General features: G+C 45.4%; 24 protein-coding genes. 23 read left to right on the top strand and 1 reads right to left on the bottom strand.

Annotation, left to right across the window (positions count from 1 at the left end):
• Positions 1-7 precede the first annotated feature (7 nt).
• From mnmG to D4N35_RS11070, 6 genes are all read left to right on the top strand, one after another.
• Positions 8-1,903, top strand: a complete 1,896-nt coding sequence (gene mnmG, locus D4N35_RS11045) for a tRNA uridine-5-carboxymethylaminomethyl(34) synthesis enzyme MnmG (protein ID WP_120073511.1) — start codon at positions 8-10, stop codon at positions 1,901-1,903.
• A 312-nt stretch (positions 1,904-2,215) separates the two neighbouring features.
• Positions 2,216-2,932: a 16S rRNA (guanine(527)-N(7))-methyltransferase RsmG gene (gene rsmG, locus D4N35_RS11050; protein WP_120073514.1), complete on the top strand. Its 717-nt coding sequence runs from the start codon at positions 2,216-2,218 to the stop codon at positions 2,930-2,932.
• Between the two features lie 97 nt (positions 2,933-3,029).
• A complete protein-coding gene (noc, locus tag D4N35_RS11055; protein WP_120073516.1) occupies positions 3,030-3,905 on the top strand; it encodes a nucleoid occlusion protein in 876 nt (291 codons plus the stop codon).
• A gap of 139 nt (positions 3,906-4,044) precedes the next feature.
• Complete coding sequence (locus D4N35_RS11060; RefSeq protein WP_120073600.1) at positions 4,045-4,806, top strand: ParA family protein; 762 nt, start codon at positions 4,045-4,047, stop codon at positions 4,804-4,806.
• Positions 4,799-5,653, top strand: a complete 855-nt coding sequence (locus D4N35_RS11065) for a ParB/RepB/Spo0J family partition protein (protein WP_120073518.1) — start codon at positions 4,799-4,801, stop codon at positions 5,651-5,653. Before D4N35_RS11060 ends, D4N35_RS11065 begins: the two co-directional genes overlap by 8 nt.
• 32 nt (positions 5,654-5,685) lie before the next feature.
• Positions 5,686-6,405, top strand: coding sequence for a DUF554 domain-containing protein (locus D4N35_RS11070; protein ID WP_120073520.1), 720 nt, complete (start codon positions 5,686-5,688; stop codon positions 6,403-6,405).
• Between the two features lie 72 nt (positions 6,406-6,477).
• On the opposite strand, the gene yyaC is transcribed toward D4N35_RS11070, so the two are convergent.
• Positions 6,478-7,086: a spore protease YyaC gene (gene yyaC / locus D4N35_RS11075; RefSeq protein WP_120073522.1), complete on the bottom strand. Its 609-nt coding sequence runs from the start codon at positions 7,084-7,086 to the stop codon at positions 6,478-6,480.
• Positions 7,087-7,264: 178 nt separating this feature from the next.
• On the opposite strand from yyaC, the gene D4N35_RS11080 reads away from it, so the two are divergent.
• The 17 genes from D4N35_RS11080 to yycF all read left to right on the top strand — a co-directional run bounded on the left by D4N35_RS11080 (position 7,265) and on the right by yycF (position 24,788).
• The gene (locus D4N35_RS11080; RefSeq protein ID WP_120073524.1) at positions 7,265-8,185 is read left to right on the top strand and encodes a mechanosensitive ion channel family protein; all 921 of its coding nucleotides are present in this window, start codon (positions 7,265-7,267) and stop codon (positions 8,183-8,185) included.
• Entirely contained in the window at positions 8,182-8,385 is a 204-nt protein-coding gene (locus D4N35_RS11085) for a DUF951 domain-containing protein (RefSeq protein WP_425326480.1), read from the top strand. The genes D4N35_RS11080 and D4N35_RS11085 overlap by 4 nt, the downstream gene beginning before the upstream one ends.
• A 367-nt stretch (positions 8,386-8,752) precedes the next feature.
• The gene (gene ychF / locus D4N35_RS11090) at positions 8,753-9,853 is read left to right on the top strand and encodes a redox-regulated ATPase YchF (RefSeq protein ID WP_120073528.1); all 1,101 of its coding nucleotides are present in this window, start codon (positions 8,753-8,755) and stop codon (positions 9,851-9,853) included.
• 203 nt (positions 9,854-10,056) lie between these two features.
• Positions 10,057-11,196 (top strand): thiolase family protein, encoded by a 1,140-nt coding sequence (locus D4N35_RS11095; protein ID WP_120073530.1) that lies wholly within the window; start codon positions 10,057-10,059, stop codon positions 11,194-11,196.
• Between the two features lie 24 nt (positions 11,197-11,220).
• A complete protein-coding gene (locus D4N35_RS11100) occupies positions 11,221-12,774 on the top strand; it encodes a fatty acid--CoA ligase (RefSeq protein ID WP_120073532.1) in 1,554 nt (517 codons plus the stop codon).
• A 112-nt stretch (positions 12,775-12,886) separates the two neighbouring features.
• The gene (locus D4N35_RS11105) at positions 12,887-13,231 is read left to right on the top strand and encodes a DUF378 domain-containing protein (RefSeq protein ID WP_120073534.1); all 345 of its coding nucleotides are present in this window, start codon (positions 12,887-12,889) and stop codon (positions 13,229-13,231) included.
• A 251-nt stretch (positions 13,232-13,482) separates the two neighbouring features.
• Positions 13,483-13,773 carry a 30S ribosomal protein S6 gene (gene rpsF / locus D4N35_RS11110; RefSeq protein ID WP_120073536.1) on the top strand — a complete coding sequence of 97 codons (291 nt, stop codon included), beginning with the start codon at positions 13,483-13,485 and terminating at the stop codon, positions 13,771-13,773.
• A 62-nt stretch (positions 13,774-13,835) separates the two neighbouring features.
• A complete protein-coding gene (gene ssb / locus D4N35_RS11115; RefSeq protein ID WP_120073539.1) occupies positions 13,836-14,336 on the top strand; it encodes a single-stranded DNA-binding protein in 501 nt (166 codons plus the stop codon).
• 24 nt (positions 14,337-14,360) lie between these two features.
• A complete protein-coding gene (gene rpsR, locus D4N35_RS11120) occupies positions 14,361-14,597 on the top strand; it encodes a 30S ribosomal protein S18 (RefSeq protein WP_120073541.1) in 237 nt (78 codons plus the stop codon).
• A gap of 332 nt (positions 14,598-14,929) precedes the next feature.
• Positions 14,930-15,868, top strand: coding sequence for a YybS family protein (locus D4N35_RS11125; protein ID WP_120073543.1), 939 nt, complete (start codon positions 14,930-14,932; stop codon positions 15,866-15,868).
• Between the two features lie 40 nt (positions 15,869-15,908).
• Positions 15,909-17,882, top strand: a complete 1,974-nt coding sequence (locus tag D4N35_RS11130) for a DHH family phosphoesterase (protein WP_120073545.1) — start codon at positions 15,909-15,911, stop codon at positions 17,880-17,882.
• The gene (rplI, locus tag D4N35_RS11135) at positions 17,879-18,328 is read left to right on the top strand and encodes a 50S ribosomal protein L9 (protein ID WP_120073548.1); all 450 of its coding nucleotides are present in this window, start codon (positions 17,879-17,881) and stop codon (positions 18,326-18,328) included. The genes D4N35_RS11130 and rplI overlap by 4 nt, the downstream gene beginning before the upstream one ends.
• A gap of 136 nt (positions 18,329-18,464) precedes the next feature.
• Positions 18,465-19,817, top strand: a complete 1,353-nt coding sequence (gene dnaB / locus D4N35_RS11140) for a replicative DNA helicase (protein ID WP_390615258.1) — start codon at positions 18,465-18,467, stop codon at positions 19,815-19,817.
• An 87-nt stretch (positions 19,818-19,904) separates the two neighbouring features.
• The gene (locus tag D4N35_RS11145; RefSeq protein ID WP_120073553.1) at positions 19,905-20,258 is read left to right on the top strand and encodes a hypothetical protein; all 354 of its coding nucleotides are present in this window, start codon (positions 19,905-19,907) and stop codon (positions 20,256-20,258) included.
• 188 nt (positions 20,259-20,446) lie between these two features.
• Positions 20,447-21,733, top strand: coding sequence for an adenylosuccinate synthase (locus D4N35_RS11150; RefSeq protein WP_120073555.1), 1,287 nt, complete (start codon positions 20,447-20,449; stop codon positions 21,731-21,733).
• 606 nt (positions 21,734-22,339) lie between these two features.
• The gene (locus D4N35_RS11155) at positions 22,340-23,713 is read left to right on the top strand and encodes a vWA domain-containing protein (RefSeq protein ID WP_164876345.1); all 1,374 of its coding nucleotides are present in this window, start codon (positions 22,340-22,342) and stop codon (positions 23,711-23,713) included.
• A 349-nt stretch (positions 23,714-24,062) separates the two neighbouring features.
• Positions 24,063-24,788: a response regulator YycF gene (gene yycF / locus D4N35_RS11160; RefSeq protein WP_120073602.1), complete on the top strand. Its 726-nt coding sequence runs from the start codon at positions 24,063-24,065 to the stop codon at positions 24,786-24,788.

A 24,788-nucleotide genomic window follows, 5' to 3' on the forward strand; every position in this document is an offset into this window, starting at 1 on the left:
AAGACGCATGCAGCAATATGAAGCAGGCCAGTATGACATCATTGTAGTGGGAGCAGGTCATGCCGGATGCGAAGCGGGCCTGGCGGCCGCCAGAATGGGTGCGAAAACTTTGATGATCACCATCAACCTGGACATGGTCGCTTTCATGCCGTGCAACCCGTCCATCGGCGGACCGGCTAAAGGTGTTGTTGTCAGGGAGATCGACGCGCTCGGCGGCGAGATGGGAAAGAACATCGATAAAACTGCCATTCAAATCAGAATGCTGAATACCGGAAAAGGACCGGCAGTCCAAGCTTTGCGCGCACAGGCCGACAAGTTCCAGTACCAGCATGAAATGAAAAATACACTTGAAAATGAACCGAATCTGACATTGCATCAGGGAATGGTCGACAAGCTGCTTGTAGAAGACGGAGTATGCCATGGCGTTGTCACGATGACAGGCGCCGTTTACCGTTCAAAAGCTGTTGTCATCACAACAGGAACGTTCCTTCGCGGTGAAATTATTTTGGGTGAGCTGAAATATTCGAGCGGCCCGAACAATCAGCAGCCATCCATCAAGCTTTCGGAACATCTGCAGGAGCTTGGATTTGACATGGAACGGTTCAAAACAGGGACACCGCCTAGAATTAACAGCCAGACAATTGACTACAGCCTGACGGAAATCCAGCCCGGCGACGAAGAGCCAAGGGCATTCAGCTATGAAACAACGAAAATGATCACAGACCAGCTTCCATGCTGGCTGACGTATACGAATGAACATACACACAGGCTGATCGATGAAAATCTGCACCGTTCCCCGATGTTTTCAGGAATGATTAAAGGAACCGGCGCCCGCTACTGTCCTTCCATTGAAGATAAGGTCGTCCGTTTCAATGATAAACCGCGCCATCAGATTTTTCTTGAACCGGAAGGGCGGCATACGAACGAAGTATATGTTCAGGGACTGTCAACCAGCTTGCCGGAAGAAGTTCAGCATGAACTGCTCAAAACAATCCCTGCACTTGAAAATGCCCGTATGATGAGACCGGGATATGCCATTGAATATGATGCCATCGTGCCTACCCAGCTGTGGCCGACACTGGAAACAAAAAAGATCAAAAATCTTTACACTGCCGGACAGATCAACGGAACGTCCGGTTACGAGGAAGCGGCCGCCCAAGGTTTGATGGCGGGAATTAACGCGGCGAGAAATATTTTTGGAAAAGAGGAAGTCATCTTAAGCCGTTCCGATGCATATATCGGTGTCCTGATTGATGACCTTGTCACAAAGGGAACGAACGAGCCGTATCGCCTGCTGACTTCACGTGCAGAATACCGGCTTTTGCTCCGCCAGGACAACTGTGATCTCCGTTTGACGGATCTCGGTTATGAAATCGGATTAATTTCCCAGGAAAGATATGAGAAATTCACGAAGAAAAAAGCAGATATAGAAGCAGAAATCAAACGCCTGCAAAAGACGATTTTAAAACCGAATGAGCAAACACAGGCACTCATCCGCGAAGCAGGCGGAAGCGAATTGAAGGACGGGATCCGTGCATCCGATCTATTGAAGCGCCCGGAAATGAAATATTCCCATATTGCCCAGTTGATACCCCCGGAAAAAGAACTGTCTGAAGATGTGATCGACCAAGTGGAAATTCAGATCAAGTATGAAGGATATATCGAAAAATCACTGCAGCAGGTGGAAAAGCTGAAAAAGCTTGAGAATAAGAAAATCCCTGAAGATATTGATTATGATGCCATCAATGGCATAGCGACAGAAGCGCGCCAGAAGCTGAACAAAGTGCGCCCGCTGTCCATCGCCCAGGCATCCCGCATTTCAGGAGTCAATCCGGCGGATATTTCCATCCTGTTGGTATATATTGAACATGGAAAAATTGCCAGAGTATCGGGAGATGACTGATTATAGAAAAGCGCAAGCGCCTGCCCATCGACGTACAGACTGAAATGCGGAAGACGGCCGTTTAGGGGCGACAAGCGCTGGAGGGCAATCCAGTGAAGTCGTTCTTTGACTTCATTGGATTGACCGAAGCGACCTCGAGCCCCTGCCGTCTGAAGCTAGACACTGGAGCGGCTCCGACGAGATAAAGGAAACACGGCGAAGCCACAGGCGAGCCGATGTTGACTTATCGTAGGAGGAGTCCGCGAAGTCTGCTAGTCGATAGGCGCTGAAGCTGGACAATCATTATCCATATGCTTAAGAAAGGGTCAGCCAATGAATATTGAGGAATTTACGGAACAATTAAAGAACAATGGAATTGAGTTAAGCGCCCGCCAGCTGGAGCAATTCGAGCTTTATTACAAGATCCTTGTAGAGTGGAATGAAAAAATGAACCTGACAGCGATCACCGATCATGATGAAGTGTATTTGAAGCACTTCTATGATTCGGTGAGCGCCGCTTTTTTTCTCGATTTGAGTCAGCCACTGTCGCTTTGTGATGTGGGAGCGGGAGCCGGATTTCCGAGCATTCCGCTGAAAATCTGTTTTCCGGAAATCAAAGTGACGATCGTAGATTCGTTGAAAAAGCGGATCACTTTTTTGCATGAGCTTGCAAAAGAATTGGAACTTGATGATACATTCTTTTACCATGACAGGGCGGAAACTTTTGCAAAAAAAGAAGAGTTCCGGGAGCAGTTTGATATCGTGACGGCGCGTGCTGTTGCAAGAATGTCCGTTTTGGCTGAACTTTGCCTGCCGCTCGTCAAAGAGGGCGGATTGTTCGTTGCTTTAAAAGCGACCAATGCCGAAGAGGAGCTTGCTGCAGGTGAAAAAGCGGTCAAGCTGCTTGGCGGAAAATTGGCGGATGTCCATTCTTTCCAACTGCCGATTGAAGAAAGCGAACGGAATATCGTCATTGTGGAAAAGGTGAAAAAAACACCCAAAAAATATCCGCGCAAGCCGGGCACTCCGAATAAATTGCCGTTGGAATAATTTTATAGAAGATAGAGCAAAAGTTCGGCAGGAAAAATAGAAGAAAAAATAGTATGATGTATAAAAGGGAGTTACTATTTCAAGGTGGTGTAGAAGGATGAAACATCCTTTCTCGCGTTTTTTTGGGTTGGGTGATAAAGAGCTGCCGGCAGAGAATGAGATAGAGGCAGAAGCAGAGGATCTGGCAGAACGGGAAGAAGTAAGAAATATTTCTGTTTCCGCCATTTTTCCGAACCGGTTCCAGCCGCGGACTATTTTTGATGATTCAAAGATAGAAGAACTGGCCCGTACGATCCATACACATGGAATCATCCAGCCGATTGTTGTCAGGGAAGCAGGGAATGAACAATTTGAAATCATAGCAGGCGAACGAAGATTCCGCGCTGTCCAGATGCTTGGCTGGGAAGAAATACCCGCTATCATTAAAAATCTGAATGATACCGAGACAGCTTCCGTCGCTTTGATTGAAAACCTGCAAAGGGAGGAACTGACTCCGATTGAGGAAGCCATGGCATACGGAAAACTGCTGGAACTTCATAATTTGACGCAGGAAGCGTTGGCCCAGAGGCTTGGAAAAGGCCAATCCACTGTGGCAAACAAACTTCGCCTTCTTAAACTTCCGGAAGAGATACAGGAAGGCCTTCTAAAAAAGGAAATTACCGAGCGCCATGCCCGTGCTTTGATTCCATTAAAAGAATCCGATAAACAGATAAAATTAATGGAAATGATCATCGAAAAGAATTTAAATGTCAAACAGACGGAAGAACAAGTGGCCAGGATGCTTTCGGATGAAAAGCCCAAGCCGGCCAAAAGGCGGAAAGCCGTCAGCAAAGATATGCGGATTGCCGTCAACACCATCCGCCAGTCGCTTTCAATGGTGGCTGACACAGGAATTAAGCTGGATTCCACGGAAGAAGATTTCGACCATTACTATCAAATCACTATTAAAATTCCAAAAAACAAAGAAAAATAGATTATTTAACCTGGCCATGGGAAGCTTGAAAAAACAAGTTTCCCATTTTTTTAGATTACGATAAAATAATTGTTCATTATTTGATAAAATGGATGAGGTGCGAACAATCTTCGTAGGAAGTAAGGGGTAGGTGAAATTGTTGGGAAAGATTATTTCCATAGCCAACCAAAAAGGGGGCGTCGGAAAAACGACAACCTCCATCAATTTAGGGGCCTGTTTGGCTTACATCGGAAAAAAAGTATTAATTGTAGATATAGATCCGCAAGGGAATGCGACAAGCGGAGCGGGGATTGATAAAGGGGAGGTCAATGAATGCGTCTATGACGTGCTCGTTGATGATACAGATATTAAAAAAGTGATTCAGGAGACGGCAGTGGAAAATCTGTCGGTAGTCCCGTCGACCATTCAACTGGCGGGTGCCGAAATTGAGCTTGTACCGACCATCTCAAGGGAAGTCCGTCTGAAACGTGCTTTGGACGAAGTAAGGGATCAATATGATTTTATTTTGATAGACTGCCCTCCGTCGCTCGGATTGCTGACAATCAACGCCTTAACGGCGTCTGATTCGGTATTGATCCCTGTTCAATGCGAATATTATGCACTGGAAGGGCTCAGCCAGCTGTTAAATACAGTCCGGCTTGTACAGAAACATTTGAATCAGGAACTGATGATAGAGGGTGTGCTCCTGACGATGCTGGATGCCCGGACAAATCTCGGTCTCCAAGTCATTCAGGAAGTGAAGAAATACTTTCAAAATAAGGTTTATCAAACGGTGATTCCAAGAAACATCCGGCTGAGTGAAGCGCCGAGTCACGGGCAGCCGATCATCATTTACGATCCCAGATCAAGGGGAGCGGAAGTTTATCTAGAACTCGCAAAGGAAGTGGCTGAAGTTGGCTAAAGGACTGGGAAAAGGCATTAATGCTTTGTTTGCGAACATAGATGTGGATGTAGGAACAGAGGAGACGGTACGGGAAATCCAATTGACTGAAATCAAGCCTAATCCCTATCAACCAAGGAAAAATTTTTCCGCCGAAGCGATTGCCGAGCTCAAGGAATCTATTAAAGAGCATGGGATTTTACAGCCGATCATTGTAAGAAAAAACGGGAAGAGTTACGAAATTGTTGCCGGGGAAAGGCGGTTCCGCGCGGCTAAAGCGGCCCATTTAAAAAGAATTCCTGCGGTGATCAGAGAATTTAATGATTCCCAAATGATGGAGCTTGCAGTTTTGGAAAACCTGCAGCGCGAGGATTTGACGCCAATGGAAGAAGCGGCCGCCTATCAAACTTTAATGGACAGGCTCGGTGTTACGCAGGAAGATCTGGCCAAAAGGCTTGGTAAAAGCAGGCCTTATATTGCCAATCATATCCGGCTGCTTACACTGCCGCCAAAAATCCAAAACTTGATTACAGAGGGGAAATTATCCATGGGCCATGGCAGGACATTGCTTGGGCTCAAACAGAAGAACAAGATGGTTTCCGTCGCGGAACAAACAATAAAAGAAGGATTGAATGTCCGCCAGCTGGAGAAGCTGATCCAAAGATTAAATGAAAATGTTCCACGTGAAACAAAAAAGAAAACGATTAAGAAGGATGTTTTTATAAGGGAACGGGAAGATCGTCTGAGAGAAAAGTTTGGAACAACTGTTACAATTAGCCAAACGAAGAAAAAGGGAAAGATCGAAATCGAGTTTCTTTCCCAGGAAGATCTGGAACGCATTTTGGAAATAATGGAGTTAAGAGAGTGACTGCTTCATTATAGGAAGAGTCAGGTGAGTTCATGGTTTTAATGGGTACGATTATTAATGGAATCTGTATTATTATTGGCACACTGCTTGGAAGATTCCTTCAATCCATTCCGGAAAAAATGAAGGAAACAGTCATGTATGGAATCGGATTGGCGGTCATAGTTCTCGGGCTGCAGATGGGATTTAAAAGCGAAAACTTTTTAATCGTCATCATCAGCCTTGTTGTTGGTGCTGTGCTGGGTGAATGGTGGGCACTCGATGATAAGCTTGCCGCTGTGGGCCGATGGCTGGAAAGAAAGATGGGTGGTTTTGGCGGTACTGGGAGCATTGCTCAGGGCTTTGTCACTGCCACGCTCATTTTCGTGATTGGCGCAATGGCAATTCTTGGAGCGCTTGACAGCGGAATCCGGAATGACCACAATGTGCTGTACACGAAAGCGATTATCGATGGGTTCACTGCCCTTATTTTATCGACAACACTCGGAATTGGCGTCATTTTTTCCGTCATTCCGGTCGTTCTTTATCAGGGAACACTCGCTTTGTTTGCAACCCAGATCAATCGGCTTGTACCACAGGAATTGATGGATGTTTTTATATTGGAAATGACAGCAACCGGAGGAATTATGATTTTTGCAATCGGCCTGAATTTGGTCGGCTTGACGAAGATCCGGGTGGCCAACCTGCTGCCAAGCATTCTGGTAGTGGCGGTAATTGTTACAATGATACATATTTTTCAAGTGAAAATAATGTAAAAGAAACAGGAAGAAGGCCTGGGGACAGGCCCCCGCCGCTTTAACGCGTTAATGTCTTGCCTTTCCGTTTTGCTATTTAGCCGATTTCCTTTTTACAAAGTTGAAACCGATTGACTGGAAGGTTCTTTTTTTGTCGTATATTCTGTCCGTCTCGACAAGGGCTGCAGCAATCTTTTTTGCCAGCTTCATGACAAGATTCAGCCGCGTATTTTGAAGCACGACAAATTCCAGATGGCCGGCCATATTGACGATTCCGGTGATAAAAGCGTCGCCTACTTCCGGGAGCTTTTTATTTACCCCCGCTCCGGGCTTGATTGGGCCTGTTCCGACCTTGATTTCACCGATGTTTGCTATCCTGCCCAAACAGGCGTCGATCCCAATGATGAACGGGTTTTTGTATGTTTTTTTTACATGAGCCAAAATATCCTTCAGGTTCATGGCATGAACGGGGTTCTCCAATGTTCCGTACACATGAAAAAAGTTCATTCCGGCCTCATGCAAGAAGGATCCGATTAACGGTCCGAGCGAATCTCCGGTTGACCGGTCTGTCCCGATGCATATGATGACGACAGGCTGATTTTTCTGCGAGGGAAGAAGGTCCAAAAGTGCATCTGATATTTTATGGACAGCAGCTTGATCCTCAAAATGCACAATTGCATCAATTATATTCTGTTGCTCCACTCCAATCCCCCTTTAGCTCCGTCGTTTTAATTTCCATTTGATAAACAGTATACGAAGAACCGCCGTTTTCTATACATGGAGATGGGGTTAGGGAGGACTTTTTGTGTGTCATTGGAAAGGGACATGAATTATTGATAAAATAAAGAAACGAATTTAAGAAACGAGTCAGGTGAACTCAATGGATGAACAACTTAAAGAACTTGAAAAACTCGAAAAAAATACGAACCTATTTATAGATAAGCTGACCGACCCTGAATTATGGATTAAATATGGATTTATAGCCTTAAAAATCATTATTATTATTATTTTGTCTTCTATCATCATACGAGTCGGAAAGGCTGCGATCGGAAGAATTTTTAAAAGAAGATCGAAGGTGCCGCTGCAATTTTCAGAGAGGCGTGAAGCAACCCTTATCAAGCTTTTGCAAAATATCTTGACGTATACGGTGTATTTTATTGCTATCGTCATGATTCTTTCGGCATTGACAATCAATGTGACAGGAATCCTGGCTGGTGCGGGGATTCTGGGCCTGGCTGTAGGCTTTGGCGCACAGAATCTTGTAAAAGACATTATTGGCGGCTTTTTCATCATCTTTGAAGATCAATTTTCCGTAGGCGACTATGTTCGAATCGGGGAGTTTGAGGGTACCGTCGATGAAATTGGCCTCCGGACAACAAAAATATTGAACTGGACCGGTGAATTATATATTCTTCAAAACGGCAACATTACGGAAGTGACAAATTTTTCCCTGCATAACAGTGTAGCTGTTGTAGATATTTATCTTGGGTATCAGGCAGATCTGAAGAAAGTGGAAAGCCTCATTGAAAATGTGCTGGAAACGATGCCGGAAAAATATGAACAGATCGTAGGGACGCCCAGCGTACTAGGGGTTCAGCAATTGGGTGCTTCCGAAATTGTACTAAGGGTAACTGCGGAGACATTGCCGCTTCAAAATGCGTTTATTGCAAGAGAGCTGAGAAAGGCCATTAAGCTTGCATTAGATGCCCATCAGGTGGACATCCCGTATCAGCGCATTGTGATGATGCAAGGGAACGTACACCGGCAGGACAATCATTTAGGTGACCGACAAGGGGGATAAGAATGGAGAAAAAGGAATTTGACCTTCACGACGTTGTTGAAATGAAGAAACCTCATCCATGCGGAACCAATCGTTGGCGGATCATCCGGATGGGGATGGATATCCGCATGAAATGTGAAGGGTGCGGGCATAGCGTCATGCTGCCGAGGCGGGAATTCACAAGAAAAATGAAAAAGATCTTGGAAAAGCATGAGGAGTGACTTCATGCTTTTTCATTGTTTAGAAATTATAAAATGCTCAGGTTGTAAGTAACTTATTTGTCACTTAGTGCTGCGTCCGGCTCCAGCGCCTATCGACTAGCAGACTTCACGCTTCTTCCTACGATAAGTCAACATCGCTCCGCTCCGCTGCGCGTGTTTCCTTTATCTCGTCAGAAGCGCTCCAGTCTGTACGTCGATAAACAGGCGCTTGCGCCTTTGTTCTTTTAAAGAGCAGGAGGCCCTCGATGCCTCGCAGGCAAACACGAAAAAGGCTTCCAGCGATTCATCTTGCGCTTTTGCCTTTCAGTCTCTATAATTATGAATGGATTGGGGGCAGAGTCTGCCCCGACAAAGAGGAGTGACCGAAATGGCCCTAACAGCAGGGATTGTTGGTTTGCCAAACGTAGGCAAGTCAACCTTATTTAATGCAATTACGAAAGCGGGAGCGGAAGCGGCGAACTATCCATTCTGTACGATTGACCCAAATGTTGGAATCGTGGAAGTTCCGGACCACCGTCTCCAAAAGTTAACTGAACTTGTCAAGCCGAAGAAAACTGTACCGACGGCTTTTGAATTCACTGATATTGCCGGGATCGTCAAAGGCGCGAGCAAAGGGGAAGGGCTCGGAAATAAATTCCTGTCCCATATTCGCCAAGTGGATGCCATATGCCACGTCGTCCGCTGTTTTGCAGATGGTGACATTACGCATGTATCGGGAAAAGTCGATCCGATTGACGATATTGAGACGATTAATCTTGAATTGATTTTGGCGGACTTGGAAACCGTTGAAAAACGCATTGGCCGCGTTGAAAAAATGGCGAAGCAAAAAGACAAGGAAGCCATGGCGGAATTTGAAGTGCTGAGCAAGTTGAAAGCCGCTTTCGAATCTGACCAGCCGGCAAGAGCCATTGATTTTTCTGATGACCAGCTTAAAATTGTCAAGCAGCTCCATTTGCTGACAAGCAAGCCTGTCTTATACGTAGCAAATGTCGGAGAAGACGATTTGGCTGATCCGTCGGGCAACGAATATGTAAAAAAAGTGATGGATTATGCGGAAAAAGATAACGCGGAAGTCATTATCATCAGTGCCAGAATCGAAGAAGAGATCGCTGTGCTCGACGATGACGAAAAAGCGATGTTCCTTGAAGAATTGGGAATCGAAGAGTCCGGACTGGATCAATTGATCCGTGCGGCATACCATCTTCTGGGATTGGCTACTTATTTTACAGCGGGGGAGCAAGAAGTCCGGGCATGGACATTCAAAAAAGGAATGAAAGCCCCACAGTGTGCCGGAATCATCCATACGGATTTTGAAAAAGGCTTTATCCGCGCAGAAACGGTCTCCTATGATGATTTGCTGGATGCCGGCTCAATGGCCGCCGCTAGAGAAGCTGGAAAAGTCCGGTTAGAAGGAAAAGAATATTTGGTACAGGATGGGGATGTTATCCATTTCCGGTTTAATGTATAAGAGTAGAACAAAGGCGCTGGAGCCGGACGTAGCATTAAGTGACAAATAAGTTACTCAAAACCTGAGCATTTTATAATTTCCTTAACTACGAGAAAGTCTGTGAACAAGTTTGCAGGCTTTTTCTTTTTTATAGGAAGGAGAACAGCTGTAGTCTATCGAAAAAAGAAAGTAAGCGCTTTCTAATAATTAAGGGGGAGAAATGTTTGAGGGAAGTTGTCATAGTTGAAGCTGTTAGGACACCGGTTGGAAAAAGGAACGGGATGCTAAGTCATATACGCCCGGACGAACTGCTTGCCATGGTTTTAAAGGAAGTCACTGAAAGGGCTGAAGTAGAAGCGAGCCACGTGGAGGATGTCATTGCCGGCTGCGTTACACAAACGAGTGAGCAGGCGAATGATGTCGCAAGGCTGGCAGCATTGATAGCGGGATTTCCTATAACGGTCCCGGGAGTCACAATCGACAGGCAGTGTGGTTCAAGCCAGCAGGCTGTCCATTTTGCATGCCAGGCGATTTTAAGCGGAGATATGGATGTGGTCATAGCTTGCGGAGTGGAAAGCATGTCCCGCGTCCCCATGTTTTCAAATTTGCAGGGAGCGAAAAACAGCAGCCTGTTAACGGAGCGTTATGAAATGATCAATCAAGGTCTTTCAGCGGAACGGATTGCAGAACAATGGGGTTTTTCCAGAGAAGAACTGGACCGATTTTCTTTGGAGAGCCATGAAAAAGCGGTAAGGGCGATCAAGGAAGGGCGATTTGACCGTGAGATCATGGAAGTCAGCACGAAAAATGGTACTGTGAACAAAGATGAAGGCCCCCGCGAAAATACATCAATGGAGAAACTGGCAGCTTTGGAACCTCCTTTTTTAAAAAACGGAAAAGTCACCGCAGGCAACGCAAGCCAAATCAGCGACGGGGCTGCAGCCATATTGCTCATGTCCCGAGAAAAAGCGGAGCGACTCGGACTGAAACCCCGCTTCCAGGTCATTTCCAGGTCAGTGGTGGGGTCTGACCCCACATTGATGCTGACAGGACCAGTAGCAGCAACGGAAAAAGCATTGGAAAAAGCCGGAATGAATCTTTCCGATATAGATTTATTTGAAGTAAATGAAGCCTTCGCCTCTGTCCCGCTTCATTGGCTGAAGGAAACAGGGGCGGACCCGGCAAAATTGAATGTGAATGGAGGTGCGATCGCATTAGGGCATCCGCTTGGAGCAAGCGGGGCAAGAATCATGACGACATTGGTCCATGAATTGGAAAGGCAAGGTAAAAAACACGGGCTTCAGGCGATTTGTGAAGGTTTCGGCATGGCGAACGCAACGATTATTGAACGATTAGAGCAGTAAATATCAATACAGGGAGTGGTATACATGGGAGGACCTACACTCAGGGATGTATTTGAGCAAACTGTTGCAAAGTTTCCTCTAAAGGAAGGGCTTGCGGATCGGAGACTGGGAAAAAGCTGGACCTACAGTGATTGGGACCAAGAGGTAAATAAACTTGCCAATGCATTTAAAAATGCGGGAGTAGAAAAAGGAGACAGGGTATCCACTGTTTTATATAACACAGCTGAATTTGCAACTACTCTGTTTGCCTGTATGAAAATCGGAGCAGTTTTCAACCCCATCAATTTTCGCCTAATGGGAAAAGAATTGGAATTCATTTTACGTGATGCAGCCCCGAAAATCGTGCTGTATGAAAAAGCAACGGGCGGTCCGGTTGCACATGCCGCCAAGAACATTTCGGATATCCAGTTTTGGTGCATTGATGAGCCTGATTCGTTTGCAAAAGATTATTACGGGGAAATTTCCAAAGCAACGAGCGAGAGGCCGGATTGTGAGCTCGATGAAAATGATCCCTATGCTATCATGTATACTTCAGGAACGACAGGGATGCCTAAAGGTGTCGTCCATTCCCATCGTAATATGGTGGATCAAAGTCTGATTATGTCAGCCGTCATGCGAGTGACAAAAAATGAAAGGGGCCTGTGTATAGCACCTATGTTTCACTGTGCCGAGCTCCATTGTGCTTTCCTTCCGCGCCTTATGATGGGCGGCTCAAATATTATCATGCACCATTTTGATGCCAGGGAGCTTGTTCAGGCGATAAAAGAAGAGAAGATCACCCATTTTTTTGCTGCGCCGACAATGTGGAATATGATGCTGCGCGAAGATTTGACGGAGGCTGATTTTTCCAGTTTGCGTGCAGGGCTATATGGCGGTGCTCCCATGGCTCCGGCCCTTGTAAAAGAAGTAAATAATACTTTGGGTATCGATATATTCCAGGCATATGGAATGACCGAAATGGGCCCAGCTATTTCCGTTTTATATGATGATGAGCAATTATCAAAATCAGGAGCGGCTGGAAAAGCTTTGGTCAATCATGAAATAAGGGTAGTTAAGGTAAAGGAAGGAATACCATCCGATCCCGAAGATATTTGCGTTCCCGGGGAATTGGGAGAAATCATTGTGAGGGGGCCAAGTACCATGCTCGAGTACTTTAACCGCCCAGATGCCACAAAAGAAGCGCTGTACAAAGGATGGTACCATTCCGGGGATATTGGATACATGGACAACGAAGGCTATTTGTGGGTGAGTGACCGTGTGAAAGATATGATCATTTCCGGCGGTGAAAATATCTATTCGAGGGAAGTCGAAGATGTCTTATTCGAACACCCCGGCGTTTTGGATGCAGCTGTTGTCGGTGAGCCTGATGAAATATGGGGAGAAAGGGTTGTCGCTTTTGTGGTGAAGAAAGACCTTTCTTTGACAGCCGGGGAACTTGACAAGTTTTGTACGGAAAATAACCGGCTTGCCCGGTATAAAAGACCGCGCCGCTACGAATTCATGGATGAGCTTCCGAGGAATGCAAGCGGGAAGCTGCAAAAGTTCATGTTGAGAGAACAGGCTGCCGCTAAAAAATAAAATTGCAGCAACCCTCCTTGTAAAAGTATAAAACATCCCTTTTTTTCAAATAATAGTACGAAATCAATAGCAAAGCTGTTGGTTCCTTTGAAGAAAAAAGGGGGTGTGCCACATGAATACTTTACGGAAGATTGCTTTGGCCTTGGTTATTATTGGTGCCGTCAACTGGGGATTGATCGGATTATTCAGGTTTGACCTCGTGGCTGCCATATTCGGCGGACAAACTGCAGGGTTGTCGCGGTTAATTTATACCTTGGTCGGATTAAGCGGCCTTATTTGCTTGTCATATTTCTTTGATCGGGAAACAGTGGAGGATGATGAAAACTTTACAAGTCCGGTTCTGGATGAAAGGTCAGCCGTCCGGCCTAACTACGGAACGGAATTTGCCGAAGATCCGGATTTGGATCTTGCCTTCAATCCATCCCGGGATGCATACGAAAATAAGGAAGAAGAATAAATGGAAAGCCATGCAAGCCATGAAGGCAAGCATGGCTTTATTTTTTAATAAGGGATTGATTATTTGGAACGTGTGTTCTATAATGATAAAAAGAACCAATAAAGATTGTTGACGCAGCCGAAAAGATGAAAAATTGATATTTGTTTTATTGGGTCCTTTATGTTATAATTTTTCTCTGTGAGTAATGAAAGTTGCTCCTTGCCCTTAATTATTTTTGAGGGCCGCACAGACCATAAGGAGGTGGACCATTGATGAGAAAGTACGAAATCATGTACATCATTCGCCCTAATATTGAGGAAGAAGCGAGACAATCTGTTGTAGAGCGTTTCGATAATATTCTTGCTTCCCAAGGGGCAGAAATCATCGAATCGAAGGATTGGGGCAAGCGTCGCTTGGCATATGAGATTGAGGATTTCCGAGAAGGTTACTATCGCTTAATCCACACAAATGCAAGTCCTGAAGCAGTTCAGGAATTCGACCGTCTTGCTAAAATCAACGATGATATCATCCGTCATATCGTAATCAAAGAAGAAGAAAAATAAACAGAAATAATGTTCCACGTGGAACAATGTAAGAATAGTAAATCGGGAAGAGGTTGATTCTGATGATGAACCGAGTAGTATTAGTTGGCCGATTAACTAAAGATCCGGATTTGCGCTATACGCCGAACGGAGTGCCGGTTGCGAACTTCACATTAGCTGTTAACCGTACGTTTACCAACCAGCAGGGGGAACGTGAAGCAGACTTTATCTTTTGTGTTGCTTGGCGCCGCCAGGCAGAAAATATTGCCAACTACTTGAAAAAGGGAAGCTTGGCAGGGGTGGACGGCCGTTTGCAGACACGCAGCTATGATGATCAGGATGGAAAACGGGTATATATCACTGAAGTGGTTGCAGACAATGTTCAATTTCTGGAACCAAGAAGTGCTGCATCACAAGATCGCGGCGGCGACTTTGGCGGAAGCTCATTCGATGGCAGCGGCCAGCGAAGCCAAGGCTCCTCCTACGGCGATCAAAGGAACCAGGGCTATACTCGGACAGATGAAGACCCATTCTCAAATGATGGACAACCGATCGACATATCGGATGACGATCTTCCATTTTAATGAAATTGCGAAGGAGGGTTTTAAATGGCAGGTGGACGCAGAGGCGGACGTAGACGCCGGAAAGTATGTTACTTTACATCAAACGGCATTACACACATCGACTACAAAGATGTTGATCTACTTAAAAAGTTCATTTCTGAACGTGGAAAAATTCTTCCGCGCCGTGTGACTGGAACAAGCGCCAAATACCAGCGCAAATTGACAGTAGCTATCAAACGTGCTCGTCAAATGGCACTTCTTCCATTCGTGGCAGGGGAATAATAAAAAGGGAGCAGTGGGGAGAAATCCTTGCTGCTCCCTTTTATTGGTATAGAAAGCATAAAATTTTACCGAATTTTCTCTTCGAACAAAGGGTACGTAATGTCCAGTTCCAGCGCCTAGCCCCGCAAGGATCAAGCCGCTTCCCTGTTCGCTTACGAACTGCCTCCTCGGGAATCGTCTTGTTTGCCCGCGCTAATCAAGGTGCTTGCGCTTTTCTTTATTGCAAATATATACCTTGCCTTTTTCCCTTATAAACTGCCTCCCGTGTATCTTGGGACTTATCGGTTTTTTTTTGTTAAAATAGACTGGTACATACTTAATGAGGTGACAATGTGAAAAATACCCGCATGTTGACAGAAGGAGCGTTGCTGCTTGCTGTTTTTACGGTGCTTTTGCTCCTTTCTGTCTATGTTCCGGTGGCAACGCTCGTTACTCAGCTTTTTTTGATACTGCCTTTTCTTTTGTACAGCTCCAAATATCCTTTGAAAAACAGCATTGTTTTAGTTGTGGGTGCTATTTTTATGGCTATAATTGCAGGCGCTGTACTGGGGGCTCTGTTTGCTGTTTTATATGGTACAACAGGTACAATGATGGGGTATTGCATTCGGACTGGAAAAAGTAAAATGGTTGCCTATATGGCTTCGAGCCTTGTATTTTTGGGGAATCTTGTACTATTTTATGTGATAGCAGTCCAGTTATTTGAGTTCAACTTTCTAAATGAAACGGCCAAAATTTTATCAGCATCAGCCGAGCAGTATGCTGACTTAATGAGAACATTTGGACAGACTCCTGATCCAAACATGGCGCAGCAGCTTCAAGAAATGATCCGGTTGATGAAAACACTGGCTCCAAGCTTATTGCTGGGCAGTGCATTTTTATCCGTCTTTTTAGCTATGGCGGTCAACTTTCCGATCATCAGGAAGTTTGGGGTTGACGTGCCGAAATTCCCTCCTTTCAGGACGGCTAAATTACCGCAAAGCATCTTATGGTATTATTTAATTACCTTGATCGGGTCCCTTTTTCTTAAACCCGAAGAGGGAACGTTTTTGCATATGGCCATTATCAATGCCGCCTATATCTTGCAGATCCTGCTGCTGATCCAGGGGCTGGCCTTTATTTTCTATTACAGCCATGTGAAAAATTGGTCGAAAGCCATACCGATTGCTGCAACGGTTATGACTCTTTTATTGCCTTTGTTTTTCTCTCTTGTCAGGTTATTGGGTATAATTGATTTAGGTTTCGATTTAAGACAGCGACTGGCAAAAAAATAATGCCGGAAAAAACAATTATGGAGTAAAGGGAGCTGAAAGGATGCCGCCATATATAAATAGAAAGAAGAGCTTTCCTCCTATCATCGGGATTGTGGCTTTAAGCGCCGTTCTTCTTGTAATCATCAGTTTCCAATACTGGTGGGCAGGCGCGATAGGAGCTCTCTTGCTCGTAATATTCTTTGGTTTATTTTTAAAATCCCAAAAGGATAGGATAAGCGAAATCGAAAAGTATATTTCTACACTTTCTCACCGGGTGAAAAAAGTGGGGGAAGAAGCATTGCTGGAGATGCCGATCGGGGTGATGCTGATCAACGATGATTATATCATTGAATGGACCAATGCTTATATGGCATCACGGCTGGATGAAACTTCCCTTGTCGGCCGTTCACTCTATGAGATAGCGGAATCGCTCATTCCTCCCATTCAGCAGGAAAAAGAATCTGAAATTATTACATTGAATGAACGAAAATACCGTGTTTTATTGAAAAATGAAGAACGCCTTCTATATTTTTTCGATGTAACCGAAGAAATGGAAATCATGAAGCGATACCAGGATGAACGGCAGGTTATCGCTACAATCATGATCGACAACTATGATGATGCGACACAGGGAATGAATGACCAGGCGAAAAGTGAACTGAATAGTACAGTCACCGCTTTGTTGAATGAATGGGCATTGGAACACGGCATTTTTTTAAAAAGAACATCTTCCGATCGGTTTATCATTTTATTTAATGAAAAAACTTTGCGTGAGCTGGAGAAAGATAAGTTCTCTATACTGGATGTCGTAAGGGAAACGACAGCGAAGCAGCATGTGCCGATTACTTTAAGCATCGGTGTAGGGCTTGGCGTTTCGGATTTCCCTGAGCTCGGGGCACTCTCCCAATCAAGCCTTGATTTGGCCTTGGGACGTGGAGGAGACCAGGTCGCAATGAAACTGCCGAATGGAAAACTAAAATTTTACGGCGGGAAAACGAATCCAATGGAGAAAAGAACCCGTGTCCGCGCCCGTGTCATCTCGCATGCATTGAAAGATTTGATCCTGGGAAGCGACAAGGTCATCGTTATGGGGCATAAATTCCCTGATCTTGATGCAATCGGGTCTGCTATAGGAATCAGAAAAGCGGCAGAGATGAATGAAAAGGAAGGCTATATTGTCATAGACTTCAATGATATTGATTCAAGCGTCAAAAGGCTTGTAGACAAATTGAAAGAAGAGCCGGAGCTATATTCCAGGCTCATATCTCCGGAAGATGCATTGGAAATCGCAACGGAGAAGACGCTGCTTGTTGTTGTGGACACACATAAACCTTCTCTGGTCATTGAAGAAAAGCTGCTCGGCAAGACCGACCGAGTCGTAGTCATTGACCATCACCGAAGAAGCGAAGATTTTATCAACAAGCCGCTCCTTGTTTATATGGAGCCATACGCATCGTCCACAGCCGAGCTTGTGACGGAACTGCTCGAATACCAGCCGAAGGGCAAAAAACTGCACATGCTGGAAGCGACGGCCCTTTTATCAGGTATTATTGTAGATACGAAAAGCTTCACATTAAGGACAGGGTCCCGGACATTTGACGCGGCTTCCTATTTGCGGGCCCGGGGTGCGGATACGATTCTTGTTCAAAGCTTCATGAAGGAAAACGTCGGGTCTTATATTAAAAGGGCAAAACTGATTGAAACAATGGAATTTTACAAGAACGGTGTAACGATCGCCACAGGCGAGGAAGATGTGGTCTACAGTCCCGTCATGATTGCACAGGCGGCCGACACTCTATTAACAATGGATGGTGTAGCTGCGTCGTTTGTCATCTCCAAGCGGGCAGAAGATGTTGTGGGTATCAGTGCGCGCTCCCTTGGAGAAGTGAATGTGCAGATTATCATGGAAATGCTCGGCGGTGGGGGCCATTTGACGAACGCAGCGGCACAGCTTCCGGGAATCACGGTAGTAGAAGCGGAGCTGCAACTGAGACAGGTGCTGGATGAATACTTTGAAGGAGGTCAATCATCATGAAAGTCATTTTTTTAAAAGATGTAAAAGGGAGAGGCAAAAAAGGGGAAGTGAAGGATGTTGCCGTCGGTTATGCCCAAAACTTCCTGTTTAAACAAGGGCTGGCAGTTGAGGCAACGCCCGGGAATTTGGCCAATCTCAAAAACCAGCAAAAGAAAGAGCAGAGACTGGAAGAGGAAGCCCTCCAGGATGCTAAAGACCTGAAAGAGAAAATAGAGAAGCTTACAGTTGAGATCAAGGCAAAATCGGGAGAAGGCGGACGGCTATTCGGCTCTATCACAAACAAGCAGGTGGCAGATGAGCTGAAAAAGAAACATGATATCAAAGTGGACCGCAGGAAAATTGAAATGGACCAGCCGATCCGGACGCTTGGCGTGACAAAAGTGCCGGTCAAACTTCATCATGAAGTGACAGCAACCCTCAATGTCCATGTCGTGGAGCAAAAATAATATATTGCTATTGAACGATTCGTGATAAAATAGAATAAATGATAAAAATGTGATCTGGTTTTTTGCCGGTCACATTTTTTATGGATACGAAAAAGGTTTAGATTAAGGGGAGGTGACCTGTACATTGAATGAGTTGATGGTTGACCGTACACCGCCACAAAATATTGAAGCTGAGCAGGCGGTGATCGGTGCGATTTTTCTTGATCCTGCGGCTATTGTATTGGCATCGGAGATCTTGCTTCCGGAAGATTTTTACCGCAGTGCCCATCAGAAAATATTTGAAGTCATGCTCCATTTAAATGAAACAGGACATGCCGTTGATTTGGTTACCGTTACGGAACAACTGGCCGCCTCCAAACTGCTGGAGGATGTGGGCGGAATCTCCTATTTGAGTGAGCTTTCCGTATCTGTCCCGACAGCAGCCAATGTCGGCTATTATGCCAGAATCGTAGAAGAAAAGGCTTTGCTGCGGCGTCTGATCCGAACTGCTACGGATATTGCGACAGAAGGTTATACGCGGGAAGATGAAGTGGAAGCCCTGCTTGATGAAGCTGAAAAAAGCATCATGGAAGTGGCCCAGCGCAAGAATTCAGGAGCCTTTCAAAATATTAAAGATATCCTTGTCCGTACATATGACAATATTGAATTGCTTCATAACCGGAAAGGGGAAGTGACGGGGATCCCGACAGGATTCTCGGAATTGGACCGGATGACTGCCGGGTTCCAGCGTAATGATCTGATTATCGTCGCGGCCCGGCCTTCTGTCGGTAAGACGGCTTTTGCCCTGAATATCGCCCAAAATGTAGCGACGAAAACGGATGAAAATGTGGCGATTTTCAGCCTGGAAATGGGGGCGGAGCAGCTTGTCATGAGGATGCTCTGTTCTGAAGGGAATATTGATGCCCAAAATTTGAGAACAGGCTCCCTTACAGATGAAGACTGGCGAAAACTGACGATGGCGATGGGAAGCTTATCCAATTCAGGCATTTACATTGATGATACACCGGGAATCCGGGTCAGCGAAATCCGGTCAAAATGCCGGAGGCTGAAGCAGGAAAGCGGATTGGGGATGGTCTTGATCGACTACTTGCAGTTGATTCAAGGGAGCGGCCGCTCAAAAGAGAACCGGCAGCAGGAAGTATCGGAAATCTCCCGTTCACTCAAGGCGCTTGCGCGTGAATTGGAAGTTCCGGTCATCGCTTTGTCGCAGCTTTCCCGGGGAGTCGAGCAGAGGCAGGATAAACGGCCGATGATGTCCGATATCCGGGAATCCGGCTCCATTGAGCAGGATGCCGATATCGTTGCGTTCCTGTACCGTGACGATTATTATGACAAGGAAACGGAAAATAAAAATATCATCGAAATCATTATCGCAAAACAGCGGAACGGCCCGACAGGAACCGTACAGCTGGCTTTTGTAAAAGAATACAATAAATTCGTCAACCTGGAACGAAGGTTTGACGAAGCGGATGCTCCGCCTGGAGCATAGTTTTAGGCATCTCTTTTGGGGTGTCTTTTTTTTGATTTGAAACCTTGGGAGATTATGGTCATATCATATAGCAGGAGGAGAGTGACAGTGAAGAAGGTTTTTTGGATCATTGCCGGTGTACTGCTACTCGTAGTACTATTCATTGGTGTAGGAATCTGGTTTATCAAAAAAGAATTCAAAGAGGATGACCCGGAATTTGTCCTGGAGTTGATCAAAGATCAGGCAGCTTCAAAAAACGTTGGGGGTTCGACAGCTTTTGTATTAACGAATGCAATGTATGCCGAAGATAAGAAGGGAAATCGGACGGAGTTCGCTTTTTTCGCCAATGACCTGGGTATGATTGAGCAAATGCAGCTGACAAGAAAGTTGAACAGTTTTCAGCTGAAAATATTGACGGATCCTTCTTTCCGGTCAAAAGTGAAAAAGAAATTGGGTACATAGAATTCTGTTAATCGAACCAAATAATAGGTTATAATATGATTGGAACAAAGAAACATTTGTAAAAACGAACAAATAATGTTTTAATCGCCAACAATGTTCGTTTTTCGCTTGTCGTGTGGGAATCGCACTGCTAAAATGTATATGTTCCATATCAGGGTTCGAAACGAACCGTCGGAGGTGCTTTTTGCATGTCATCAGTAGTAGTTGTCGGTACACAATGGGGAGACGAAGGAAAAGGAAAGATTACAGACTTCTTATCCGAAAACGCAGAAGTGATTGCCCGTTATCAGGGGGGCAACAATGCCGGCCATACAATTCAATTTAACAATGTTACATATAAGCTGCATTTAATTCCGTCAGGGATTTTTTATAATGATAAAATCAGTGTGATTGGAAACGGGATGGTCGTTGATCCGAAAGCGCTTGTTCAAGAGCTTGAGTATTTGCACGGCCATTCTATTTCCACGGACAATTTGCGAATCAGCAACAGAGCTCATGTCATTCTGCCTTATCACTTGAAAATTGATGAGGTGGAAGAGGATCGCAAAGGCGCAAACAAAATCGGTACAACCAAAAAAGGGATCGGTCCCGCATATATGGATAAAGCCGCCCGTATCGGAATTCGGATTGCCGATCTTTTGGACCGCGAGGTTTTTGAAGAAAAATTGACACGCAATCTCGAAGAGAAAAACCGCCTATTGGAACGTTTTTACGAAACAGAAGGCTTCAAATTAGAAGATATCTTGGATGAGTATTATGAATATGGACAGCAGTTCAAAGACTACGTGTGTGATACATCCGTTGTCCTGAATGATGCGCTCGATGAAGGCAAACGCGTCTTATTTGAAGGTGCACAGGGCGTTATGCTTGATATCGACCAGGGAACCTATCCATTCGTTACATCATCCAATCCGGTTGCGGGAGGAGTCACAATCGGATCCGGTGTCGGACCAACGAAAATCGACCATGTTGTCGGTGTATGTAAGGCATATACATCCCGTGTAGGGGATGGCCCGTTTCCAACGGAATTGAAAGATGAAGTTGGAGATCAAATCCGCGAAGTCGGCCGTGAATACGGTACAACGACAGGGCGTCCGCGTCGCGTCGGCTGGTTTGACAGCGTCGTTGTCCGCCATGCCCGCAGAGTCAGCGGACTGACGGATCTTTCACTGAATTCCATTGACGTTCTGACAGGAATTGAAACACTGAAAATCTGTACGGCCTATGACTATAATGGAACATTGATCAAAGAATATCCGGCCAACTTGAATATCTTAAAAGAATGCAAACCAGTATATGAGGAACTTCCCGGCTGGAACGAAGACATCACAGGCTGCAAAACATTGGATGAACTGCCTGCAAATGCACGCCATTACCTGGAGCGTGTATCCCAGCTAACAGGCGTACCACTTTCCATCTTCTCAGTTGGGCCGGACCGTTCACAGACCAATATCGTGAAGAGTGTGTGGAGATAGAAAAGCGGAGGCCGCCTGCTCATCGGCGACAAGCGCTGGAGGAAAAACCAGTGAAGGCGTTCTTTGCCTTCATGGTTTTTCCGAAGCGACCTCGAGCCGATGGCGGCCGGAGCTGGACAATAGAAAAGCGGAGGCGCCTTGTTCAGCCCCGACAAGCATAAGACGATTCCCGAGGAGGCAGCTTTTCAGCCGCCACAGGGAATCGTCTTATGACCTCGAGGGGCTAGGCGCCGGAGCTGGACAATAGAAAAGCGGAGGCACTCGTAGAAAAAAATTAGTATGGCATAGGTTTTTTTAGACCTATGTCTTTTTTTTTTTGGGCGGACGCTGTTCAAATAAGTGTTTTGTGCAATTAAAGGCCCAGTTCGTGCAATTATCGCCCAAACCCGTGCAATTAACGACAGAACCCACAAACAATAGGGACAAATCCCAATGATTCCATCCGCCACCCCATAACACCTATTAAGTCCCATAAACATTGACTTTTATCCTAGCCCGCACAAGTTTATTTATGGTAAAAAAGGATGATTCCTTTCAGTTTCGCTATTTCTTTCGAAAATTCAAAGTTAGAATATGCTTAAGACTCCAATGGAAAGGAAGAAGACGGTGAAAAGATTACTCTTTGTGATTTTGGCTGCGGGGGTTATTGTCGGCGGCTGCGGCAAGGCGGAGAAGACGAAAAAGGAGCCGGAACCTGATCAATCTGTTGAAGGCAAGACTGCCAAAGAAGCTGAAGAAAAAGACGCCTGGTGGGAAAAAGAACCGGAAGTTTATGAACCGGCGGATTTGCCAAGAGAGATGACAGAAGACGAGAAGGACCTCATGAGGAAACCGGGTGAGTTCAGCGGTGACCAATATGACGAACAGGCAGCCATTGAAAAGCTCAAGGAGCTTCCGGATAATTTAACGGATGACCAATACGCGGAAGCGATTGTAAAGTTGGTTGCTGAAGATTATCACGAAGAAGTTCAGGAATTGATCAAATTTGATCCAACGATTGAATCTACAGGCAGCCGCCCCGATGAAGAAATCGACGAACCAGTCGTGAACGGTGTCCATTACGCCATTTTATTGGATGCGAGCGGCAGCATGAACGCTCAAAATAAAGGCGGAACAAGAATGGAAGAGGCCAAAAGCGCCATTATGAGTTTCATAGATGTCCTGCCGAAGGAAAGCACGGTGTCGCTTCGTGTGTACGGCCATGAAGGAACCGGGAGTGATGCGGATAAAGAACGTTCCTGTGCTTCAACCGAAATGCTTTATAATGGAGCAAACGATGCAGGCAAGGTGAAGTCCGCGCTGGATCGAGTGAATCCGGCAGGCTGGACACCGATTGGAAAAGCGATTGCCGAGACCAAAAAGGATATTCCGGAAGATGCCGGTTCCGCCATTGTGTATGTGGTAAGTGACGGCATTGAAACATGCGGGGGAGATCCGGTAAAAGAAGCCAAACAACTGGCAGCGGAAGGAATTGAACCGATCATCAACATTATCGGCTTTCAGGTGGACAACGAAGCCCAGCAGCTTTTAAAAGAAGTGGCCAAAGCCGGAAACGGCGAGTTCACGCTTGCCAATTCAAAACAGGACGTGGAGAAATATTGGCAGGAAGAGTACCAGCGCCTGATGGACGCATGGGAAAAGTGGCAACTAGAAAGTCTTAAAGAAGTGGATGCTAAGCAGCAGGATCTTTTGAAGAAAGCAGAAGGCTTGGGCCAGTCCGTCATGAAAAAATCTGAAAAGGAATTCAAACATGCTGAAGCCCTCCATGCCGCCCTTTCAAAAGAAGGGATCCAGGAGGAATACGATATTACTAGAAAAGTTTGGAACTTACTTTATGACCGCCAGAAAAAAATTTGGAGATACGGATATGAGACCGGAAATGATGTGTGGAGAGAGGCTTACGAAGGCGGCAATAAAGTATGGCGGGAAATTTATCATGAAGGCAATCATAAATGGCAGGAATATTATCATAAACAATAAAGCCCTGCATAGAATGTTTTTAAATAGACAAGACAACCGTTCAATTTGTAAACATTGTGTGACAATATGAAAAAACAGGTTTAATTTCACAAAAAATGTGTCGAAGCCTGTTGCACACTCAAAAACCCTGTGATAATATATGATTTATTACATTAACCATCAAAAAGCATTGCGACGACATCGCCTCTCGCAGTGCTTTTTTTACTATAAAAATAACATTATTTTTTAGGAAAAGATTGGTCTTTGCAGGCTTAAACCTCGTTTGGACCGGTCTCTTTTTTTATGATAAAATAGTGAGATTAAGAGAGAGAAATAAACTTCGTTTGACATATATGATCATTACATGGAGATGGGAGGAGATGGGGCTGTGGAAAAGAAGATTTTAGTGGTTGACGACGAGAAGCCGATTGCAGACATCCTGCAGTTCAACTTAAAGAAAGAGGGATTTACGGTACAATGTGCCTATGATGGCGAAGAGGCGCTTGAACTCGTTGAAGAAATGCAGCCTGATATGGTTTTGCTTGATATCATGCTTCCAAACCGTGACGGGATGGAAGTTTGCAGGGAAATCCGCAAGAAATATGAAATGCCGATCATTATGCTGACTGCCAAAGATTCCGAGATCGACAAAGTCCTTGGACTTGAGCTTGGCGCGGACGATTATGTGACAAAGCCTTTCAGCACAAGGGAATTGATTGCGAGGGTGAAGGCGAATCTGCGCCGCCATGCACAAATTGCCGATCAGCTGACGGAAGAAGAGAACGATGAAATCACCATCGGTTCGCTGACTATTCATCCAAATGCCTATGTTGTGTCCAAGAATGGAGAAACCATCGAATTGACACACCGGGAATTTGAGCTTCTCCATTATCTGGCAAAACATAGCGGGCAAGTAATGACCCGTGAACATTTGCTGCAAACGGTATGGGGCTACGATTACTTTGGGGATGTCAGGACAGTGGATGTTACGGTAAGGCGCCTCAGGGAAAAAATAGAAGATAATCCAAGCCATCCTACATGGATTGTTACAAGAAGAGGAGTAGGCTACTATTTACGCGTACCTGAACAGGAGTAG

It is taken from the genome of Siminovitchia fortis, assembly GCF_003605365.2.
Taxonomy (GTDB): domain Bacteria; phylum Bacillota; class Bacilli; order Bacillales; family Bacillaceae_C; genus Siminovitchia; species Siminovitchia fortis.

Bases quoted from the DNA above. Each gene is read 5' to 3' on its own strand.
- noc (WP_120073516.1), top strand. From the start codon at position 3,030: ATGAAACATCCTTTCTCGCGTTTTTTTGGGTTGGGTGATAAAGAGCTG.
- ssb (WP_120073539.1), top strand. From the start codon at position 13,836: ATGATGAACCGAGTAGTATTAGTTGGCCGATTAACTAAAGATCCGGAT.
- rsmG (WP_120073514.1), top strand. From the start codon at position 2,216: ATGAATATTGAGGAATTTACGGAACAATTAAAGAACAATGGAATTGAG.
- D4N35_RS11105 (WP_120073534.1), top strand. From the start codon at position 12,887: ATGAATACTTTACGGAAGATTGCTTTGGCCTTGGTTATTATTGGTGCC.
- D4N35_RS11100 (WP_120073532.1), top strand. From the start codon at position 11,221: ATGGGAGGACCTACACTCAGGGATGTATTTGAGCAAACTGTTGCAAAG.
- yycF (WP_120073602.1), top strand. From the start codon at position 24,063: ATGGGAGGAGATGGGGCTGTGGAAAAGAAGATTTTAGTGGTTGACGAC.
- D4N35_RS11080 (WP_120073524.1), top strand. From the start codon at position 7,265: ATGGATGAACAACTTAAAGAACTTGAAAAACTCGAAAAAAATACGAAC.
- mnmG (WP_120073511.1), top strand. From the start codon at position 8: ATGCAGCAATATGAAGCAGGCCAGTATGACATCATTGTAGTGGGAGCA.
- dnaB (WP_390615258.1), top strand. From the start codon at position 18,465: ATGGTTGACCGTACACCGCCACAAAATATTGAAGCTGAGCAGGCGGTG.
- rpsR (WP_120073541.1), top strand. From the start codon at position 14,361: ATGGCAGGTGGACGCAGAGGCGGACGTAGACGCCGGAAAGTATGTTAC.
- D4N35_RS11070 (WP_120073520.1), top strand. From the start codon at position 5,686: ATGGTTTTAATGGGTACGATTATTAATGGAATCTGTATTATTATTGGC.
- D4N35_RS11130 (WP_120073545.1), top strand. From the start codon at position 15,909: ATGCCGCCATATATAAATAGAAAGAAGAGCTTTCCTCCTATCATCGGG.
- rplI (WP_120073548.1), top strand. From the start codon at position 17,879: ATGAAAGTCATTTTTTTAAAAGATGTAAAAGGGAGAGGCAAAAAAGGG.
- D4N35_RS11150 (WP_120073555.1), top strand. From the start codon at position 20,447: ATGTCATCAGTAGTAGTTGTCGGTACACAATGGGGAGACGAAGGAAAA.
- rpsF (WP_120073536.1), top strand. From the start codon at position 13,483: ATGAGAAAGTACGAAATCATGTACATCATTCGCCCTAATATTGAGGAA.
- ychF (WP_120073528.1), top strand. From the start codon at position 8,753: ATGGCCCTAACAGCAGGGATTGTTGGTTTGCCAAACGTAGGCAAGTCA.